This window comes from Pseudomonas gingeri (assembly GCF_013386115.1).
In the GTDB taxonomy this organism is placed as follows: Bacteria; Pseudomonadota; Gammaproteobacteria; order Pseudomonadales; family Pseudomonadaceae; genus Aquipseudomonas; species Aquipseudomonas gingeri.
The window spans coordinates 121,881-139,588 of record NZ_JACAOR010000002.1 but is presented as its reverse complement, the minus strand read 5'-3'; the positions used below and the strand labels follow the sequence as shown (position 1 = coordinate 139,588).

Sequence of the window (17,708 nt, the reverse complement as noted above, 5' to 3'; positions counted from 1 at the left end):
CGAAAACGGATTAGTCGGTCACCTGGAACACGTGGCGCAGGTAGGCGACGAAGTTCGGGTCCTTGCACTGGGCCTTGCCCGGCTCGTCGGAAATCTTCGCCACCGGCTGACCGTTGCAGGCGGTCATTTTAAGCACGATGCTCATCGGCTCCACCCCGGGAATGTCACAGGTGAGGTTGGTGCCGATGCCGAAGCTGACATTGATCCGACCGCGCAGGGCCCGGAATATCTCCAGGGCCTTGGGCAGGCTGAGGCTGTCGGAGAACACCAGGGTCTTGCTCATCGGGTCGATGCCCAGCTGGTGATAACGGGCTATGCATTTTTCGCCCCAATGCACGGGGTCGCCGGAGTCATGGCGCAAGCCGTCGAACAGCTTGGCGAAATACAGGTCGAAATCCCGCAGGAAAGCGTCCGTGGTGATGCAGTCGGTCAGGGCGATACCCAGCAGGCCACGGTACTCGCGGACCCAGCAATCGAGTGCGGCGATCTGGCTGTCGATCAGCCGGGGGCCGAGTTGCTGGTGGGCCATGATCCATTCGTGGGCCATGGTGCCCAGGGGCTTCATGTCGAACTCGCGGGCCAGGTGCACGTTGCTGGTGCCGACGAAGCGCCCCGGGAAGTCATGCTTGAGCACGCTGACCACTTCTTCCTGGACCCGGTAGGAGAAACGCCGGCGGGTGCCGAAGTCGGCGACCTGCAGCTCGGCGAGCTCGTCGGGGCTGGCATTGGCGTTCAGCCAGTCGAACTTGCGATACAACTGCTCGCGGGCCTGGCTCAGCAGGGTTTCCTGATAGCGGTAGCGGTTGCGCACTTCACTGACGATCGCCAGCAAAGGCACCTCGAACAGGATCACATGCAGCCACGGACCGCGCAGGCGGATGAACAGCTCGCCGTTTTCGATCCCGGTGTGCACATAGCGCAGGTTGAAGCGGAACAGGCCGAGGAAGCGCAGAAAGTCCGGCTTGAGGAAGCTGATGCGTTCCAGGAAGCTCAACTGGTCGGCACTCAGGCTCAACTCGGCCAGGCGCTCGATCTGGTAGCGGATTTCCGCCAGGTACGGACGCAGGTCCTCGCTGTTGCGGCAGCGGAAATCCCATTCGACTTCGACGTTGGGGTAGTTGTGCAGCACCGCCTGCATCATGGTCAGCTTGTAGAAGTCGGTGTCGAGCAGGTTCTGCACAATGCGATCGCCGAAGGCCTTATCGCTCATAACGGGTATCTCCATGCCGGTCGCGCGTCATGGCAGCGTCCTGGCAGTACTTGAATGAAGACCGCTAGTGGCGCATATCCGCGGGCGGTTTTACCAGCGATTTTTGTTGGCTGCCCCGGCCTTTTCGTCGGAGTGCCACCCGGACCGGGCCCGCTCCCACAGTCGATCACATATCCCTTGTGGGAGCGGGCTTGCCCGCGAAGCGGTCCTCAAGATTGCACGGGACTGTCGATCTGCTCCAGCATCCAGCGCACGAAATCGCGCACCTTCGGTACTTCCGCCGAATGCTCCGGATAGGCCAGGTAATAGGCGTCGTGGCTGGGCATCGCGTGCTGCCAGGGAATGACCAGCTTGCCGTCGGCCAGTTCCTCTTCCACCAGGAACCGTGGCAGCAGGGCCACGCCACAGCCGACCTGCGCCGCGCGAATGCACATGTAGAAGGTTTCGAAGCGCGGCCCGTGGTAGCTGTGTTCGGTCTGGTAACCCTGGCTTTCGAACCAGTCATGCCAGGCCTGGGGGCGCGAGGCATTCTGCAGCAGGACCAGGTCGCTCAGTTGCGTCGGGTCGGCGAACGGCTTGTCCGGCAGGCTGGAGGGTGCGCAGACCGGCACCAGTTCCTCGCTGAACAGCTTCACGCACTCGGTGCCCGGGCGCGAGCCCTGGCCGAAATAGAACGCCAGGTCGCTGCGGCCTTGCAGCAGATCGTCGGCTTCCTGCTCGTTGCACAGGTCCAGGTGGATATGCGGGTGACGCAGGCGCCAGCCCTTGAGCCTCGGCACCAGCCAGCGGGCGCCGAAAGTCGACGGCGTGGAGACTCGCAGGACTTCGGTTTCACCGCCGTAGGAGCGCAGGTAATGCGTCGACATTTCCACCTGGGTCAGGATTTTTCGGACTTCCACCAGGTACAGGTCGCCCGCCGGCGTCAGTTGCAGGCGCCGCCGCACCCGACGGAACAGCAGGTGCTGGAGCAATTCCTCGAGCTGCGCGACCTGTTTGCTGACCGCGCTCTGGGTCAGGTTCAGCTCTTCTGCCGCGCGGGTGAAGCTCAGATGGCGGGTGACGGCCTCGAAACATTGCAGGGCAGTGATCGAGGGCAGGTGTCTTTTATTCAGCATGAACGGGCCTTTTCTTCTGTTTCTTGCGCTGCATGAATAAACGGAATGATATCTCGCCTAAAGGTCGTTTGTTGGCAAGTCTCAAGGCCGCTACAACTAGAGGTCTGAAACGCCGTGTTTTTCCGGCTGAAGATTTCCGATTCCCGTTTGAAGGAGTGACCCCATGGTTGCCGCATTGCTCGATCGTCTTGGCGTGAACCCGGCGCTGTACCAACAGGGCAAGCAGCCCGTGCATTCGCCCATCGACGGCAGTCGCATCGCCTCCGTGAGCTGGGAAGGCCCGGCGGAAGTGGAACAGCAGGTCAGCCGTGCCGAGCGCGCCTTCGACGCCTGGCGCAAGGTGCCGGCCCCACGTCGTGGCGAGCTGGTGCGCCAGTTCGGCGAGGTGTTGCGTGAATACAAGGCCGACCTGGGCGAACTGGTGTCCTGGGAAGCCGGCAAGATCACCCAGGAAGGCCTGGGTGAAGTGCAGGAAATGATCGATATCTGCGATTTCGCGGTCGGTCTGTCGCGCCAGCTCTACGGTTTGACCATCGCCTCCGAGCGTCCGGGCCACCACATGCGTGAGTCCTGGCACCCGCTGGGCGTGGTCGGCGTCATCAGCGCCTTCAACTTCCCGGTCGCGGTCTGGGCCTGGAACACCACGCTGGCGCTGGTCTGCGGCAACTCGGTGATCTGGAAGCCGTCGGAGAAGACCCCGCTGACCGCACTGGCCTGCCAGGCGCTGTTCGAGCGGGTGCTGAAGAATTTCCACGATGCTCCCGAGTACCTGAGCCAGGTGATCATCGGTGGCCGCGATGCCGGTGCCGCGCTGGTCGATGACCCGCGTGTGGCGCTGATCAGTGCCACCGGCAGCACGCGCATGGGCCGCGAAGTGGCGCCGAAAGTGGCCGCGCGCTTTGCCCGCAGCATTCTCGAACTGGGCGGCAACAACGCGATGATCCTCGGCCCGAGCGCCGACCTGGACATGGCGGTACGCGCGATCCTGTTCAGCGCCGTCGGTACTGCCGGCCAACGCTGCACCACCCTGCGACGGTTGATCGCCCACGAATCGGTCAAGGCGGAGATCGTCACCCGTCTGAAGGCGGCCTATTCCAAGGTGCGTATCGGCCATCCGCTGGAAGGCAACCTGGTCGGCCCGCTGATCGACAAGCAAAGCTTCGAGAACATGCAGGACGCCCTGGAGCAGGCCCTGAGCGAGGGTGGGCGGGTGTTCGGTGGCGAGCGCCAGTTGCAGGACAAATTCCCCAATGCCTACTACGTGTCGCCGGCCATCGTCGAAATGCCGGAGCAGAGTGAAGTGGTCTGCAGCGAGACCTTCGCGCCGATCCTGTACGTGGTCGGCTACAGCGACTTCGCCGAGGCCCTGCGGCTGAACAATGCAGTGCCCCAGGGCCTGTCGTCGTGCATCTTCACCACCGATGTGCGCGAGGCCGAGCAGTTCATGTCGGCAGTGGGCAGCGATTGCGGTATCGCCAACGTCAATATCGGCCCGAGCGGGGCGGAGATCGGCGGCGCGTTCGGCGGCGAGAAGGAAACCGGTGGCGGCCGTGAGTCCGGTTCCGATGCGTGGCGCGGGTACATGCGTCGCCAGACCAATACCGTGAACTACTCGCTGGAACTGCCTTTGGCCCAGGGCATCACCTTCGACTGAGGCCCTGCGAGCGCAGTGCTCGTCCGCACTGCCCGGCTGGGTGCGGACACTGCAGGAGCCGGCATGCTGGCGATGGCGTCTTCAGGGGCGCCAGCAGTTTCGCCGGCAAGCCCGCTGCTACAGGGGGGCGTATCAAGTCCAGGAGTTTGTTGGGTTTCATTTTCGGAGTCTGGCAATGCCGTTACGCGAAGAGTGTCTATGGGAAAAACTGACGCCGCAGCGACCTGAGGCGGCGCGCTTCAAGGGTGAGCTGAGCGTCGATGTCTGTGTGATCGGTGCCGGTATCACCGGCCTGTCCGCCGCGATCCATCTGCTGGAACAAGGCAAGCGTGTCTGCGTGCTCGAAGCCCATCGCACCGGCCATGGCGGTTCCGGGCGCAATGTCGGGCTGGTCAATGCCGGGATGTGGATCCCGCCGGACGAGATCGAGGCCGGTTTCGGCGAAGCGGTGGGCAGCCAGCTCAATCGCATGCTCGGTGCCGCCCCGGCCCTGGTGTTCAGCCTGGTCGACAAATATGCCATCGATTGCCAGTTGCGCCGCGAAGGCACCTTGCACATGGCCCACAATGCCCGTGGCGAGGCCGACCTGCGTAGCCGCGAAGAACAATGGAAGCGTCGTGGGGCGCCGGTGGAACTGTTGACCGGCAGCGCCTGCGAAACCGCCACCGGGACCAGGAAGATCGCCGCCGCCTTGCTCGATCGGCGCGCCGGCACCCTCAACCCCATGGCCTACACCTCGGGCCTGGCCAGGGCGGCTGCCGGGCTCGGTGGTCAACTGTTCGATCATTCTCCGGTCACCCGCCTGGAGCGCCAGGGCCAGCGCTGGTCGGTGCAGACGGCCGATGGCGCGGTCAGCGCGGAGCAGGTGGTCATGGCCTCCAACGCCTACACCGAGGGCGAATGGACCGAGCTGCGGCGCAATTTCTTTCCCGGTTACTACTATCAGGTCGCGTCCAGCCCGCTGACCGAAGACGCCGCGCGGCAGATCCTGCCGGGCGGGCAGGGCTCCTGGGACACCCGCCAGGTGCTCAGCAGCATCCGTCGCGATGCCGACGGTCGGCTGCTGCTGGGCAGCCTCGGCAACGGTAATCAGAAACCCGCGTGGTTCCTGCGCGCCTGGGCCGATCGGGTGCAGCAGCACTACTTCCCCTACCTGAAAAAGGTCGATTGGGAGTGCACCTGGACCGGCTGCATCGCCTTTACCCCCGATCACCTGATGCGCCTGTTCGAGCCGGCGCCCGGTTTAGTGGCAGTCACCGGCTACAACGGTCGCGGCGTTACCACCGGAACGGTGGTCGGCAAGGCATTCGCCGATTACCTGTGTAACGGAAATCCTCAGGCCCTGCCGATTCCCTTCGCGCCGATGCGTCCGGTCCTGGCGGTGGGGCTGCGCAGTTGTCTGTACGAGGCCGGATTCTCGCTGTATCACGCGGGCCAGTGCCTGCGCATAGTGATTTGATACAACAAAAGCGCCAATACGGACGGCGCTTTTACCCAATGCAGCTAGCCTGTAATGGTGCGCGATGTAGCAGTCGCGCACTGTGAGTGTGCACTTCGGTGACGCACGTTGTTACAGGGCGGTTGCACGCCTTTCGGTGCGGTGGTTGCAGTAGTGGCACCTTTAGGTTGCACCTTTTGAAAAAATGGGTTTCACCTTCCGCGGTTTAGACGGTTGCACGCCCAGTTAAAAAGGGCCCGAAACAGTCCATAAAACAATAAGACAGCGACTTTTTGCAGAACAAAAAACCTATGGCACGCCCCTTGCTCTGAGCATTCAGTGAAGTCGCAGTGCCAACTAAAAAAACCTTGGAGCACCACCTCATGTCCCAGACGTTTTACAAGAAAGGCTTTGTAGCCCTCGCAGTGGCTGCTGCGTTGGGTGTTTCTGCGTTTGCTCAGGCTGATATCAAGATTGGCGTGGCAGGTCCCATGACCGGTGCCAACGCCGCCTTTGGCGAGCAGTACATGAAAGGTGCACAAGCGGCGGCCGATGCGGTCAACGCGGCGGGCGGTGTCAACGGCGAGAAGATCGTCCTGGTCAAGGGCGACGACGCCTGCGAACCGAAACAGGCGGTAACGGTCGCCAAGGACCTGGCCAACCAGAAAGTGGCCGGCGTCGTCGGGCACTTCTGCTCGTCCTCGACCATCCCGGCGTCGGAAATCTACGACGAGGCGGGCATCATCGCGATCACCCCCGGCTCCACCAACCCGCAGGTGACCGAGCGCGGCCTGAGCGCCATGTTCCGTATGTGCGGACGTGACGACCAGCAGGGCATCGTCGCCGGCGACTACATCGTCGATGTGCTCAAGGGCAAGAAAGTCGCGGTCATCCACGACAAGGACACCTACGGCCAGGGCCTGGCGGATGCCACCAAGGCGCAGCTTGAAAAGCGTGGCGTGAAGCCGGTGCTTTATGAAGGCCTGACTCGTGGCGAGAAGGACTTCAGCGCCCTGGTCACCAAGATCCGCGCGGCCGGTGCCGACGTGGTCTATTTCGGCGGCCTGCACCCGGAAGCCGGCCCGCTGGTCAAGCAACTGCGCACCGAAGGCCTGAAGGACGTCAAGTTCATGTCTGACGACGGTGTCGTGACCGACGAACTGGTGACCACCGCTGGTGGCCCGCAATACGTCGATGGCGTGTACATGACCTTCGGCGCCGACCCGCGCCTGCTGCCGGACAGCAAGGCGGTCGTGGAGCAGTTCCGCAAGGCCGGCACCGAGCCTGAAGGCTACACCCTGTACGCCTATGCTTCGATCCAGACACTGGCCGCCGGCTTCAACGGCGCCAAGTCGAACAAGGGCGAAGATGCGGCCAAATGGCTGAAATCGCACCCGGTCAAGACCGTGATGGGCGAAAAGACCTGGGACGCCAAGGGCGACCTGAAAGTCTCCGACTACGTGGTTTATCAGTGGGACAACACCGGCAAATACCATCAGCTGGAAAAACAGAAGTGACATGAAGGCCTGATCCGGCCGGCGCCCGCGGGGGCCGGCCGGTCGTCATGCGTGTTCGTGCAGTACCTGTCTTTTCTCGTAGAACTGCACATGGCTGTGCTGCGGCGGTGGTTGAACCCCGGTCCGTCGCGGTGCGCCTGCGTGCAGTCTCTCCAAATGCGTGAGATTGCGTTATGGATGGTATTTTCCTGCAGCAACTGGTCAACGGCCTGACCCTCGGGTCGGTCTATGGCCTGATCGCCATCGGCTACACAATGGTCTATGGCATCATCGGCATGATCAACTTCGCCCACGGCGAGGTTTACATGATTTCCGCTTACCTCGCGGCAATCAGTCTGGCTCTGCTGGCTTACTTCGGTATTGAATCCTTCCCGCTCCTGATGCTCGGTACCCTGATCTTCACCATCGTCGTCACCGGCGTCTATGGCTGGACCATCGAACGCATCGCCTACAAACCGCTACGCAACTCCACCCGCCTGGCCCCGCTGATCAGCGCCATCGGTATTTCGCTGATCCTGCAGAACTACGCACAGATCGCCCAGGGTCCGAAACAGCAAGGGGTTCCGACCCTGCTCACCGGCGCCTGGCGCATCGAGGTCGGTACCGGCTTCGTCCAGCTGACCTACACCAAGGTCTTTATCCTGATCGCCGCGTTCCTCGGCATGGGCCTGCTGACCTATGTCATCAAGTACACCAAGCTCGGTCGCATGTGCCGCGCGACCCAGCAAGACCGCAAGATGGCCTCGATCCTCGGGATCAACACCGACCGGGTGATCTCCTATGTGTTCGTCATCGGCGCGGCCATGGCGGCCCTGGCCGGCGTGCTGATCACCATGAACTACGGCACCTTCGACTTCTATGCCGGCTTCGTCATCGGGATCAAGGCGTTTACCGCCGCGGTGCTCGGCGGCATCGGCTCGTTGCCGGGCGCGATGCTGGGCGGGGTGATCCTCGGGATTTCCGAGTCGCTGTTCTCCGGCCTGGTCAACTCGGACTACAAGGACGTCTTCAGCTTCTCGCTGCTGGTCCTGGTCCTGGTCTTTCGGCCGCAAGGCCTGCTCGGCCGTCCTCTTGTGTCGAAGGTGTAAGCAATGTCCTCAGCCACTAAAAAATCGCTCGATATCAAAAAAAGCCTGGTGGATGCCATTCTTGCCGGCCTGATTGCCCTGATCGTCTTCGGTCCCATCGTCGGGATCGTCCTGGAGGGCTACAGCTTCAACCTGGAACCGACCCGCGTTGCCTGGCTGGTGGCAATCGTCATGCTCGGCCGCTTTGCCCTCAGCCTGTTCCTGCAGACGTCGAAGGGCCTGCGCATTCTCGACGGTTTCGAGAGCAGCGGCTCGGGCGTGCACGTGCTGGCGCCGGACTACAAGTCGCGTCTGCGCTGGATCATCCCGCTGATGATCGCGATTGCGGTGATCTTCCCGTTCTTCTCCAACTCCTACCTGCTGGGGGTGGTGATCCTCGGCCTGATCTACGTGCTGCTCGGGCTCGGCCTGAACATCGTGGTCGGCCTGGCGGGCCTGCTCGACCTGGGTTACGTGGCCTTCTACGCCATCGGTGCCTATGGCCTGGCACTGGGTTATCAATACCTGGGGCTGGGGTTCTGGACCGTGCTGCCGCTGGCTGCGATCGCAGCCGCGATGGCCGGCTGCATCCTCGGTTTCCCGGTATTGCGCCTGCATGGTGACTACCTGGCCATCGTGACCCTGGGCTTTGGCGAGATCATCCGCCTGATCCTCAACAACTGGCTGTCGTTGACCGGTGGCCCCAACGGCATGCCGGCGCCGCTGCCGACCTTCTTCGGCCTGGAGTTCGGCAAGCGGGCCAAGGAGGGCGGGATTCCGTTCCACGAGTTCTTCGGGATCGCCTACAACCCGGACGTGAAGTTCTACTTCATCTACGCGGTGCTGTTCCTGGTGGTGCTGGCGGTGCTCTACATCAAGCACCGCCTGACCCGCATGCCGGTCGGTCGCGCCTGGGAAGCCCTGCGTGAAGACGAAATCGCCTGCCGCGCCATGGGCCTGAACCATGTGCTGGTGAAACTCTCGGCGTTCACCCTCGGTGCTTCGACGGCAGGTCTGGCGGGGGTGTTCTTCGCCACCTACCAGGGCTTCGTCAACCCGACCTCGTTCACCTTCTTCGAATCGGCGCTGATCCTCGCCATCGTGGTGCTCGGCGGTATGGGCTCGACCATCGGCGTGGTGATCGCAGCGTTTGTCCTGACCGTCGCCCCGGAGTTGCTGCGCAGTTTCGCCGAATACCGCGTGCTGCTGTTCGGCGTCTTGATGGTGTTGATGATGATCTGGCGCCCCCGTGGCCTGATCCGCATCAGCCGGACCGGTGTCACCCCGCGTAAAGGCGCTTTGCACGAGGGAGCCGCGCAATGAACGATGAAATCATTCTGTCGGTCGAGAAGCTGATGATGCACTTCGGTGGGATCAAGGCCCTCAGCGACGTCAGCCTGCAAGTCAAACGCAACTCGATCTTCGCCCTGATCGGTCCCAACGGGGCCGGCAAGACCACCGTGTTCAACTGCCTGACCGGGTTCTACAAGGCCTCCGGCGGCCGCATCGAGCTCAATACCCGTGGCGAGGTGACCAATGTCATCAAGCTGCTCGGCGAGTCTTTCCGCGTCAGCGACTTCGTGTCGCCGAAGACCTTCGCCAGCCGGCTCTACTACAAGATGTTCGGCGGTACCCACCTGGTCAACCGGGCGGGACTGGCGCGGACCTTCCAGAACATCCGTCTGTTCAAGGAAATGTCGGTGCTGGAAAACCTGCTGGTGGCCCAGCACATGTGGGTCAATCGCAACATGCTGGCCGGCATCCTCAACACCAGGGGCTATCGCCAGGCCGAGAGCGACGCGCTGGACACGGCGTTCTACTGGCTGGAAGTGGTCGACCTGGTGGACTGCGCCAACCGCCTGGCCGGTGAGCTTTCCTATGGCCAGCAGCGTCGCCTGGAAATCGCCCGGGCCATGTGCACGCGGCCGCAGATCATCTGCCTCGACGAGCCGGCGGCCGGCCTCAACCCTCAGGAAACCGAAGCGCTGAGCGCGATGATCCGGCTGCTGCGCGACGAGCACGATCTGACCGTGGTGCTGATCGAACACGACATGGGCATGGTAATGAGCATTTCCGACCACATCGTGGTGCTGGACCACGGCAACGTGATCGCCCAGGGCGGGCCCGAGGCGATCCGCAACGACCCGAAAGTGATCGCGGCCTACCTGGGTGCGGACGAAGAGGAGCTGGTATGAGTCAACCTATCCTCGAACTCAAGGATCTGGACGTGTTCTACGGTCCGATCCAGGCCCTGAAAAAAGTCTCGCTGCATATCGACGAAGGCGAAACCGTGAGCCTGATCGGCTCCAACGGCGCGGGCAAGTCGACGCTGCTGATGTCGATCTTCGGCCAGCCCCGGGCGGCGAGTGGGCAGATCCTCTACCGTGGCGTCGATATCACCCACAAGTCCTCCCACTACATCGCTTCCAACGGCATTGCCCAGTCGCCGGAAGGCCGGCGGGTGTTCCCCGACATGACCGTGGAAGAGAACCTGCTGATGGGCACCATCCCGATTGGCGACCAGTTCGCCGCCGAGGATATGCAGCGCATGTTCGAGCTGTTCCCCCGGCTCAAGGAGCGGCGCAACCAGCGGGCCATGACCATGTCCGGTGGCGAGCAGCAGATGCTCGCCATTGCCCGGGCCCTGATGAGCCGGCCCAAGCTGTTGCTGCTGGATGAACCGAGCCTGGGCCTGGCGCCGATCGTGGTGAAGCAGATCTTCGCCACCCTGCGAGAACTGGCGGCCTCGGGCATGACCATCTTCCTGGTGGAGCAGAATGCGAACCACGCGCTCAAGCTGTCGGACCGGGCCTATGTGATGGTCAACGGACAGATCCGCCTCAGTGGCACCGGCAAGGAACTGCTGGTCAACGAGGAGGTGCGTAACGCTTATCTGGGCGGGCATTAAGCCTTTACCGGATAGGTAACAGCAGGGCACGGTCACTGTAGGATCTGGCTTGCCAGCGATGAGGCCAGCAAGTCTTGCGGCGCCCAAAAGGACGCCATCGTCGGCAAGCCGGCTCCTACAGGTTATGTGCAACCTTGAAGCGCCCCGCGATCCTCGGATCCGGGGCGTTTTTCATATCCACAGCGGCGCCGCGAAATTGTGGACAACAAAATTGGAAACTTCGTAAAACGCGACATAAAGCCGCTGCAAACAGTTGTTTTGTCACAGTTTTGACTTGTCCCCGTTTGCTGTGGAGGTGGCTGTGGGTAACGTGGGAGTACCTCGCTACAGGCCTTTGAAATCGTGGCTTATAGCCTGTTGTATGTTTTTTGATCAGTGGTTTTTGCGCAAGTCTCTGAGGTATTTGTCAACAGATTTGTTGCTGTGCAACCCGTGCCGGAAAGGAGTTGTCCAGCCTGTGGATAACTCTGTGGGCAAACTCTGGAAAGACCGCCGCGAGCAGCGTAGTTACTGGCCTGGAGCCACCCCTTTGAAATCGGCCGGATGAGCTGTTCCGGCGACCGCTGCATACGGGGTCGTCCGGGGTCAAGCAAAAAACTTTTGAAACAGGGCCGCAAGCCTTGTGGATAGAGGGCTCGACGCCTTTCGACTTGCCCCCAGAGACTGTGGACGGGACTGTGGATAAGGTGCGCACATCAGGCGCCAGGGCCCGGCCCGCCTGTCTTGGCGGTGATTGATCGTTTTTTGTACAGTGACGCCGGGGAGGGCGTGGCGAACGGGTAGAGTTGCTGGCCTCACTCAGGCCGGGCATGCTGGGCAACGACCGACTTTATTTCTGGCTGTAACCAGGCCGAGCAAGGAGAACATGATGACATCCACGCTGTTTATCACGGGCGCCACTTCGGGTTTTGGCGAGGCTTGTGCCCGCCGTTTTGCCGAGGCCGGTTGGAAACTGGTGCTGACCGGGCGTCGCGAAGAGCGCCTCAACGCCCTCTGCGCCGAGTTGTCCAAGCAGACCGAAGTCCATGGCCTGGTGCTCGACGTGCGTGACCGCAAGGCCATGGAAACCGCCATCGCCAACCTGCCGCCGAGTTTCAGCACCCTGCGCGGGCTGATCAACAACGCCGGCCTGGCCCTGGGCGTGGACCCGGCGCCCAAGTGCGACCTGGACGACTGGGACACCATGGTCGATACCAACATCAAGGGCCTGATGTACAGCACCCGCCTGCTGCTGCCGCGGCTGATCGCCCATGGCCGTGGCGCCGGGATCATCAACCTGGGCTCGATTGCCGGCAACTACCCGTACCCGGGCAGCCATGTGTATGGCGCGAGCAAGGCATTCGTCAAACAGTTCTCCCTGAACCTGCGTTGCGACCTGCAGGGCACGGGCGTGCGGGTGACCAATATCGAGCCGGGGCTGTGTGAGAGCGAGTTCTCGCTGGTGCGCTTCGCCGGTGACCAGGCGCGGTATGACGCGACCTACGCCGGCGCCGAGCCGATCCAGCCGCAGGATATCGCCGACACCATCTTCTGGGTGCTCAACACCCCGGCCCACGTCAATATCAACAGCCTAGAGCTGATGCCGGTGAGCCAGACCTGGGCCGGGTTCGCCATCGAGCGCAACAAGGGCTGATCAAGGGATCTGTAGGAGCCGGCTTGCCGGCGATGGCGTCGGCATGGGCGGCGAATGGCTTGATGGCCTCATCGCTGGCAAGCCAGCTCCCACAAGTCTTCGGGTGTAGCCGATATCCGGTGTTAACCCGGACCCTGTAGGAGCCGGCTTGCTGGCGATGGCGTCCACACGGGCGGCGAATGGCTTGATGGCCTCATCGCTGGCAAGCCAGCTCCTACAAGTCTTCGGCTGTACCCGATATCCGGTGTTAACCCGGACCCTGTGGGAGCCGGCTTGCTGGCGATGGCGTCCGCACGGGCGGCGAATGGCTTGATGGCCTCATCGCTGGCAAGCCAGCTCCTACAAGTCTTCGGGTGCACCCGATATCCGGTGTTAACCCGGACCCTGTAGGAGCCGGTCAGCGCAGATAGTCGGCCAGGCCGTACAGGCAGGTCGCCAGATGGTAAGGCGTGGTCGATGGCATGTCCTCGCGGCTGACCACGCCTGTCGCGTCCAGGCATTCGTGCCAGCCGCCCGGATGCATGAAGTGCTGCTGCAAGGCGGTCAGCTGACGCTGCAGGCGGGCCGAGTTATCCACACGCAGGGTCAACGCCCGCAGGTATTCGGCCTGGGCCCAGATCCGCCGGGTGCCATCGCGCACGGTGCCATCGAGCGCGAGCATGCCGCTGACCGCACCGCTGTGCGGATCGACCCCCGACTGCTCGGCGAACGCGAACGCGCGATCCAGCGAGCCATGCAGCGGCGTGTCGCGAAGCAGGGGAGATGACTCCAGCAGGAACAGCCATTCGAATTGATGGCCGGGTTCGAACCAGTTATCCACAGCCCCCAGCGGTTTCTCCAGCATCACGCCGTGCTGGCGGTCGATAAAACGTTGCTGCATGCCGGCGGCCAGGGCCAGCAGCGCGCTTTGCGTCGCTGCATCCTCGCGTACCGACAGGGTCGCCAGAAAGGCTTCGGCCAGGTGCATCAACGGGTTCTGCAACGGCCCGCTGCCCAGGGGCGACCAGTCGCGATCCAGGCTGGCTTCATACAGGCCGTCGCCATTGGCGAAGCGCACGGCGATCACTTCCAGGACGGCGTTGAGCACCGACTCCACCAGCGGTTCGCGGACCTTGTCCCAGTAATGGGCGCAGGCGAAGAGGATGAACGCGTGGGTGTAGAGGTCCTTGCGCGTATCCAGCGGCTTGCCTTGCGGATCGATGCTGTAGAACCAGCCGCCATGCTCGGCATCGTGGAAATGCCGTTGCAGCGAACGGAACAACGCCGCGGCGCGACCGGCGGCGTCGGGGAAGGCGCTGTCGCCGATCAGGCTGGAGAACAGATACAGCTGGCGGGCACAGGCCATCGCGCGATAGCGCTGCGGGGGCAGCGGGCGATGGCCGGCGTCCAGCGCTTCATAGGGCAATGCCAGTTCGGCATTCCACCCCGGGCCTTGCCACAGGGGCACGATCACCTGACGAAAGTGCCGTTGCAGCGCGGCGAACAGGGCGGTCAATTCAGGCTGGGAGGCAGAGCTGGAAACATCGGGCATCGGCTGGCGTCGTCAGGGCAAGGGCGTTTGCGCGACATGGTAACAGGCAGGCCAGCCTGGACACTATGATTCTCAGCCCGCGAGCAACCAGACCCCGGTCGCCGCCGAAGCCGCGCCGGCCAGTCGTACCAGCGGTGCCGCGGCTTGCGGCAATACCCGTACCACGACATAACCCAGCGCATGCAGGGCGGCTGTCGCCATCACGAAACCGGCGGCGTAGGCCCAGGGGCTCGACATCTCCGGCAATTCCAGGCCATGGGCGACGCCATGGAACAGGGCGAACACGGCCGTTGCACCGATGGCCAGGCTCAACGGTGGTCGTACCGCCAGCGCCACGGCCAGGCCCAGGGCCAGTACCGAGGCGGCGATGCCGCTTTCCAGCGCCGGCAACTGCAGGCCTTCGAAGCCGAGCACGCCGCCGATCAGCATGGTGCCGACAAAGGTACACGGCAGCGCCCAGCGCGCCGCACCCCGTTGTTGCGCGGCCCAGAGACCGACTGCCAGCATGGCCAGCAAATGGTCGATGCCGCCGATCGGGTGTTCCACCCCGGCGAGCAGGCCGCTGTCCCCGTGTCCGGGGTGGGCAAAGGCCAGGGCCGGAGTGAGCAGCAGGGCAACGGCGCCGAAAAGCTTCTTGAGTGTCATGTACGGATTCCTCGTTGTTGATGGATCAGGCGGCGGTCAGCAGGCCCTGACGTTCGATAAAGGCCACGATGGCATCCAGGCCGAGCCCGGTTTTCTGGTTGCTGAACACGAACGGCTTGTCGCCGCGCATCCGCCGGGTGTCGCCATCCATCATTTCCAGGGAGGCGCCCACCAGCGGTGCGAGGTCGATCTTGTTGATCACCAGCAGGTCGGACTTGCAGATTCCCGGCCCGCCCTTGCGCGGCAGCTTGTCGCCGGCCGAGACATCGATCACATAGATCGTCAGGTCAGAGAGTTCCGGGCTGAAGGTCGCCGACAGGTTGTCGCCGCCGGATTCCACCAGGATCAGGTCCAGGCCCGGGAAGCGCCGGTTCAACTGGTCCACGGCCTCGAGGTTGATCGAGGCATCCTCGCGGATCGCCGTGTGCGGGCAGCCACCGGTCTCCACGCCGATGATCCGCTCGGGCGCCAGGGCTTCGTTGCGCACCAGGAAGTCGGCGTCCTCGCGGGTATAGATGTCGTTGGTGACCACCGCCAGGTTGTAGCGGTCGCGCAGGGCCAGGCACAGGGCCAGGGTCAGGGCGGTCTTGCCGGAGCCGACGGGGCCACCGATACCGACACGCAAGGGTTGTGCGTTCATTTTTCTCTCCTAGGAACGAAACAGGCGGCTGTACTGGCGCTCATGGGCCATGCACGCCAGGGACAGGCCGAAGGCGGCGCTGCCGATTTGTCGCGGATCTTGTGCCGTGGCCGATTGCTGCGCCTGCTGCAGCAGCGGCAGCAGTTCGCTGGTCAGGCGCTGGGCGGCCTGCTGGCCCAGGGGCAGGGTTTTCATCAGCACCGCCAGCTGGTTTTCCAGCCAGCTCCACAGCCAGGCGGCCAGGGCATCCTGGGGACTGATCCGCCAGGCCCGGGCGGCCAGGGCCCAGCCGAGGGCCAGGTGCGGTTCGGCTTGCCCGGCGAGAAAGGCGCGGGCGGCGTCATCGAGTTCCGGCAGGCCATTGAGCAACTGTTGCAGGGAATAGCCCATTTGCCGGCTCTCCTGATACAGCTCTCGGGTTTCACGACTGGCGCGGTGTTCTTCGCCCAGTTGCCGCAGCGTGGCCCAGTCGGCGGCGGCTGCCGCGTTGCAATGGGCGAGCAGCAGCGGCGCTTCGAAACGGGCGAGGTTGAGCAGCAACTGGTCGCTGATCCAGCGCCGGGCGCTGGCCGGATCCGTGACCCGGGCCTGCTCCACGGCCATTTCCAGCCCTTGGGAGTAGCTGTAGCCGCCAATCGGTAATTGCGGGCTGGCCAGGCGCAGCAGCGCCCAGGCCGGATTCATGTGCGGACACCAAACTGGTGCAGGCGCGGCGGGTAGTTGAAGTCCTCGTCGCCATGTCGGGAGTGGTGATGGCCGCCGCCATAGGCGCCGTGTTCCGGCTGGAACGGGGCTTCGAGGGTTTCGGTCCGGGCGCCGAGCTGTTCGAGCATGGCCTTGAGCACATAGTCGTCGAGCAGGCGCAGCCAGCCATCGCCGACTTGCAGGGCGACATGGCGGTTACCCAGGTGATAGGCCGCGCGGGTCAGTTCGAAGGCATTGCTGCAGGTGACATGCAGCAGTTGTTCGGGCCGGGCGCAGACCCGCACGATACGGCCGTCCTGGGCTTCCAGGCATTCGCCGTCGTACAGGGGGGGCTGACCGCGTTCGAGGAACAGTCCGACATCTTCACCCTCGGCGCTGAAACAGCGCAGGCGGCTTTTGCTGCGGGCTTCGAAGTTCAGGTGCAACTCGGCGGCCCAGGTGGGCTGAGGTTCGATTCTTCTATGAATCACCAGCATCGGGAGGCTTCCAGCAGTGAGCAATGCTTGAGCTAGAGCAAGGGGCTTGCCAATCGGGCGAAACGTAGGAAAGCCCTGTCAGAAAGCACGGAGCGCCTGAAAAGGGAGCGTAGCGGTGTTTCTGAATGTTTCAAGATGGTGCGCGATGGGATTTTTGGCTCTGTTCCGGTGCGTCTTTCGCTCCGGGGCACCTTCACGGGCAAGCCCGCTCCCACGGGTTCGCTCCCCCGGGCTGCGTTACTCGGTGCTGCCCAGGCCCTGCCAGTGTTTCAAGCCGATAAAGATGAAGCGCAGTTGCTGGGTGATCTTGGCTTGCGGCGTCAGGTGCTCGGGCAGCGGTTCGAGGGGCGGGTCGATGATTTCCGGCAGGGTGGCGAACACGCTCTTGACGATCAGGTCGGCCATGACCGCCAGGCCGGCGGGGTCCAGGTGCTGCAGCTTGGGCATGAAGGTCAGGTCGGCGGCCAGGTCCGAACTGATATGTTCGCGCAGGATGCCGATGGCCTGGCGCACGCGCAATGATCCGCCGTACTGCTCGCGGGCGAGAAACAGGAATTGCGAGCGGTTCATCGCCACGACATCGAGGAAGATCCTCACCGAGGCATCGATGATGCCGCCCATGACGAACTCGTTGTGCCGGACCAGCCGGATGGTTTCCCGGAAGGTCTGGCCGACTTCGCTGACCAGCGCCAGGCCGAGCTGGTCCATATCGTCGAAATGCCGATAGAAGCCGGTCGGCACGATGCCGGCGGTTTTTGCCACTTCCCGCAGGCTGAGGCTGCCAAACCCACGCCCACCCTCCATCAGATGGCGCGCGGCGTCCATCAGGGCATGGCGGGTCTGTTGTTTCTGTTCGGCACGGGGCAGCATCGGGAGGGGCGTTTTTCTGGAGGACAAGAGCGGGGCACTCTAGCAAATCAGCTTTGCCGGCGTCGAACGCGGCGATGCAACTGGCGGGTGATGCGATGAACCGGTGCTACAGAAATGTCAAAGCCCGATCCAGGGGACCGGGCTTTGTTCCAGGCCAGCATGGCCTTAGCTCAAGGACTGGTGACGTTCGGCCAGGCGATCGGCACCGCCTTCGGTGATCAGGCCTTTGTCTTTCAGGCGATCGTTGCCACCTTCAGCCAGGGTCTGGCCTTGTGGGGTGCGGTCGCTACCGTCGGCAG

The 17,708-nt window shown here is 63.2% G+C and carries 16 protein-coding genes; 8 read left to right on the top strand and 8 right to left on the bottom strand.

Going from position 1 to position 17,708, the window contains the following annotated elements; translation table 11 throughout:
- Window positions 1–10: 10 nt before the first annotated feature.
- Both pncB and HX881_RS05520 read right to left on the bottom strand, forming a co-directional pair.
- The gene (gene pncB / locus HX881_RS05525) at window positions 11–1,210 is read right to left on the bottom strand and encodes a nicotinate phosphoribosyltransferase (RefSeq protein WP_177083325.1); all 1,200 of its coding nucleotides are present in this window, start codon (window positions 1,208–1,210) and stop codon (window positions 11–13) included.
- A gap of 209 nt (window positions 1,211–1,419) precedes the next feature.
- Window positions 1,420–2,325 (bottom strand): LysR family transcriptional regulator, encoded by a 906-nt coding sequence (locus tag HX881_RS05520; RefSeq protein WP_017125042.1) that lies wholly within the window; start codon window positions 2,323–2,325, stop codon window positions 1,420–1,422.
- A 163-nt stretch (window positions 2,326–2,488) separates the two neighbouring features.
- On the opposite strand from HX881_RS05520, the gene amaB reads away from it, so the two are divergent.
- The 8 genes from amaB to HX881_RS05480 all read left to right on the top strand — a co-directional run bounded on the left by amaB (window position 2,489) and on the right by HX881_RS05480 (window position 12,542).
- Window positions 2,489–3,979 carry an L-piperidine-6-carboxylate dehydrogenase gene (amaB, locus tag HX881_RS05515; RefSeq protein WP_177083323.1) on the top strand — a complete coding sequence of 497 codons (1,491 nt, stop codon included), beginning with the start codon at window positions 2,489–2,491 and terminating at the stop codon, window positions 3,977–3,979.
- A gap of 175 nt (window positions 3,980–4,154) precedes the next feature.
- Complete coding sequence (gene amaA, locus HX881_RS05510) at window positions 4,155–5,438, top strand: L-pipecolate oxidase (RefSeq protein ID WP_177083321.1); 1,284 nt, start codon at window positions 4,155–4,157, stop codon at window positions 5,436–5,438.
- 362 nt (window positions 5,439–5,800) lie between these two features.
- Window positions 5,801–6,934, top strand: a complete 1,134-nt coding sequence (locus HX881_RS05505) for a branched-chain amino acid ABC transporter substrate-binding protein (protein WP_042934891.1) — start codon at window positions 5,801–5,803, stop codon at window positions 6,932–6,934.
- A gap of 173 nt (window positions 6,935–7,107) precedes the next feature.
- The gene (locus HX881_RS05500; protein ID WP_017125038.1) at window positions 7,108–8,022 is read left to right on the top strand and encodes an ABC transporter permease subunit; all 915 of its coding nucleotides are present in this window, start codon (window positions 7,108–7,110) and stop codon (window positions 8,020–8,022) included.
- A 3-nt stretch (window positions 8,023–8,025) separates the two neighbouring features.
- On the top strand, window positions 8,026–9,324 hold the full coding sequence (gene livM, locus HX881_RS05495; RefSeq protein WP_017125037.1) for a high-affinity branched-chain amino acid ABC transporter permease LivM: 1,299 nt from the start codon (window positions 8,026–8,028) through the stop codon (window positions 9,322–9,324).
- On the top strand, window positions 9,321–10,196 hold the full coding sequence (locus HX881_RS05490; protein WP_017125036.1) for an ABC transporter ATP-binding protein: 876 nt from the start codon (window positions 9,321–9,323) through the stop codon (window positions 10,194–10,196). Before livM ends, HX881_RS05490 begins: the two co-directional genes overlap by 4 nt.
- Window positions 10,193–10,909: an ABC transporter ATP-binding protein gene (locus tag HX881_RS05485; RefSeq protein WP_017125035.1), complete on the top strand. Its 717-nt coding sequence runs from the start codon at window positions 10,193–10,195 to the stop codon at window positions 10,907–10,909. The genes HX881_RS05490 and HX881_RS05485 overlap by 4 nt, the downstream gene beginning before the upstream one ends.
- Window positions 10,910–11,777: 868 nt before the next feature.
- Window positions 11,778–12,542, top strand: coding sequence for an SDR family oxidoreductase (locus HX881_RS05480; RefSeq protein ID WP_017125034.1), 765 nt, complete (start codon window positions 11,778–11,780; stop codon window positions 12,540–12,542).
- Between the two features lie 397 nt (window positions 12,543–12,939).
- On the opposite strand, the gene HX881_RS05475 is transcribed toward HX881_RS05480, so the two are convergent.
- The 6 genes from HX881_RS05475 to HX881_RS05450 all read right to left on the bottom strand — a co-directional run bounded on the left by HX881_RS05475 (window position 12,940) and on the right by HX881_RS05450 (window position 17,409).
- A complete protein-coding gene (locus HX881_RS05475; RefSeq protein ID WP_177083319.1) occupies window positions 12,940–14,073 on the bottom strand; it encodes an AGE family epimerase/isomerase in 1,134 nt (377 codons plus the stop codon).
- Window positions 14,074–14,145: 72 nt separating this feature from the next.
- Entirely contained in the window at window positions 14,146–14,718 is a 573-nt protein-coding gene (locus tag HX881_RS05470; RefSeq protein WP_103033011.1) for a HupE/UreJ family protein, read from the bottom strand.
- Window positions 14,719–14,743: 25 nt separating this feature from the next.
- Window positions 14,744–15,358, bottom strand: coding sequence for an urease accessory protein UreG (gene ureG, locus HX881_RS05465; protein WP_017125686.1), 615 nt, complete (start codon window positions 15,356–15,358; stop codon window positions 14,744–14,746).
- 9 nt (window positions 15,359–15,367) lie between these two features.
- The gene (locus tag HX881_RS05460) at window positions 15,368–16,042 is read right to left on the bottom strand and encodes an urease accessory protein UreF (protein ID WP_017125685.1); all 675 of its coding nucleotides are present in this window, start codon (window positions 16,040–16,042) and stop codon (window positions 15,368–15,370) included.
- Window positions 16,039–16,539 (bottom strand): urease accessory protein UreE, encoded by a 501-nt coding sequence (ureE, locus tag HX881_RS05455; protein WP_017125684.1) that lies wholly within the window; start codon window positions 16,537–16,539, stop codon window positions 16,039–16,041. The genes HX881_RS05460 and ureE overlap by 4 nt, the downstream gene beginning before the upstream one ends.
- Window positions 16,540–16,776: 237 nt before the next feature.
- Window positions 16,777–17,409, bottom strand: coding sequence for a TetR family transcriptional regulator (locus HX881_RS05450; RefSeq protein WP_177083317.1), 633 nt, complete (start codon window positions 17,407–17,409; stop codon window positions 16,777–16,779).
- Window positions 17,410–17,708: the final 299 nt, after the last annotated feature.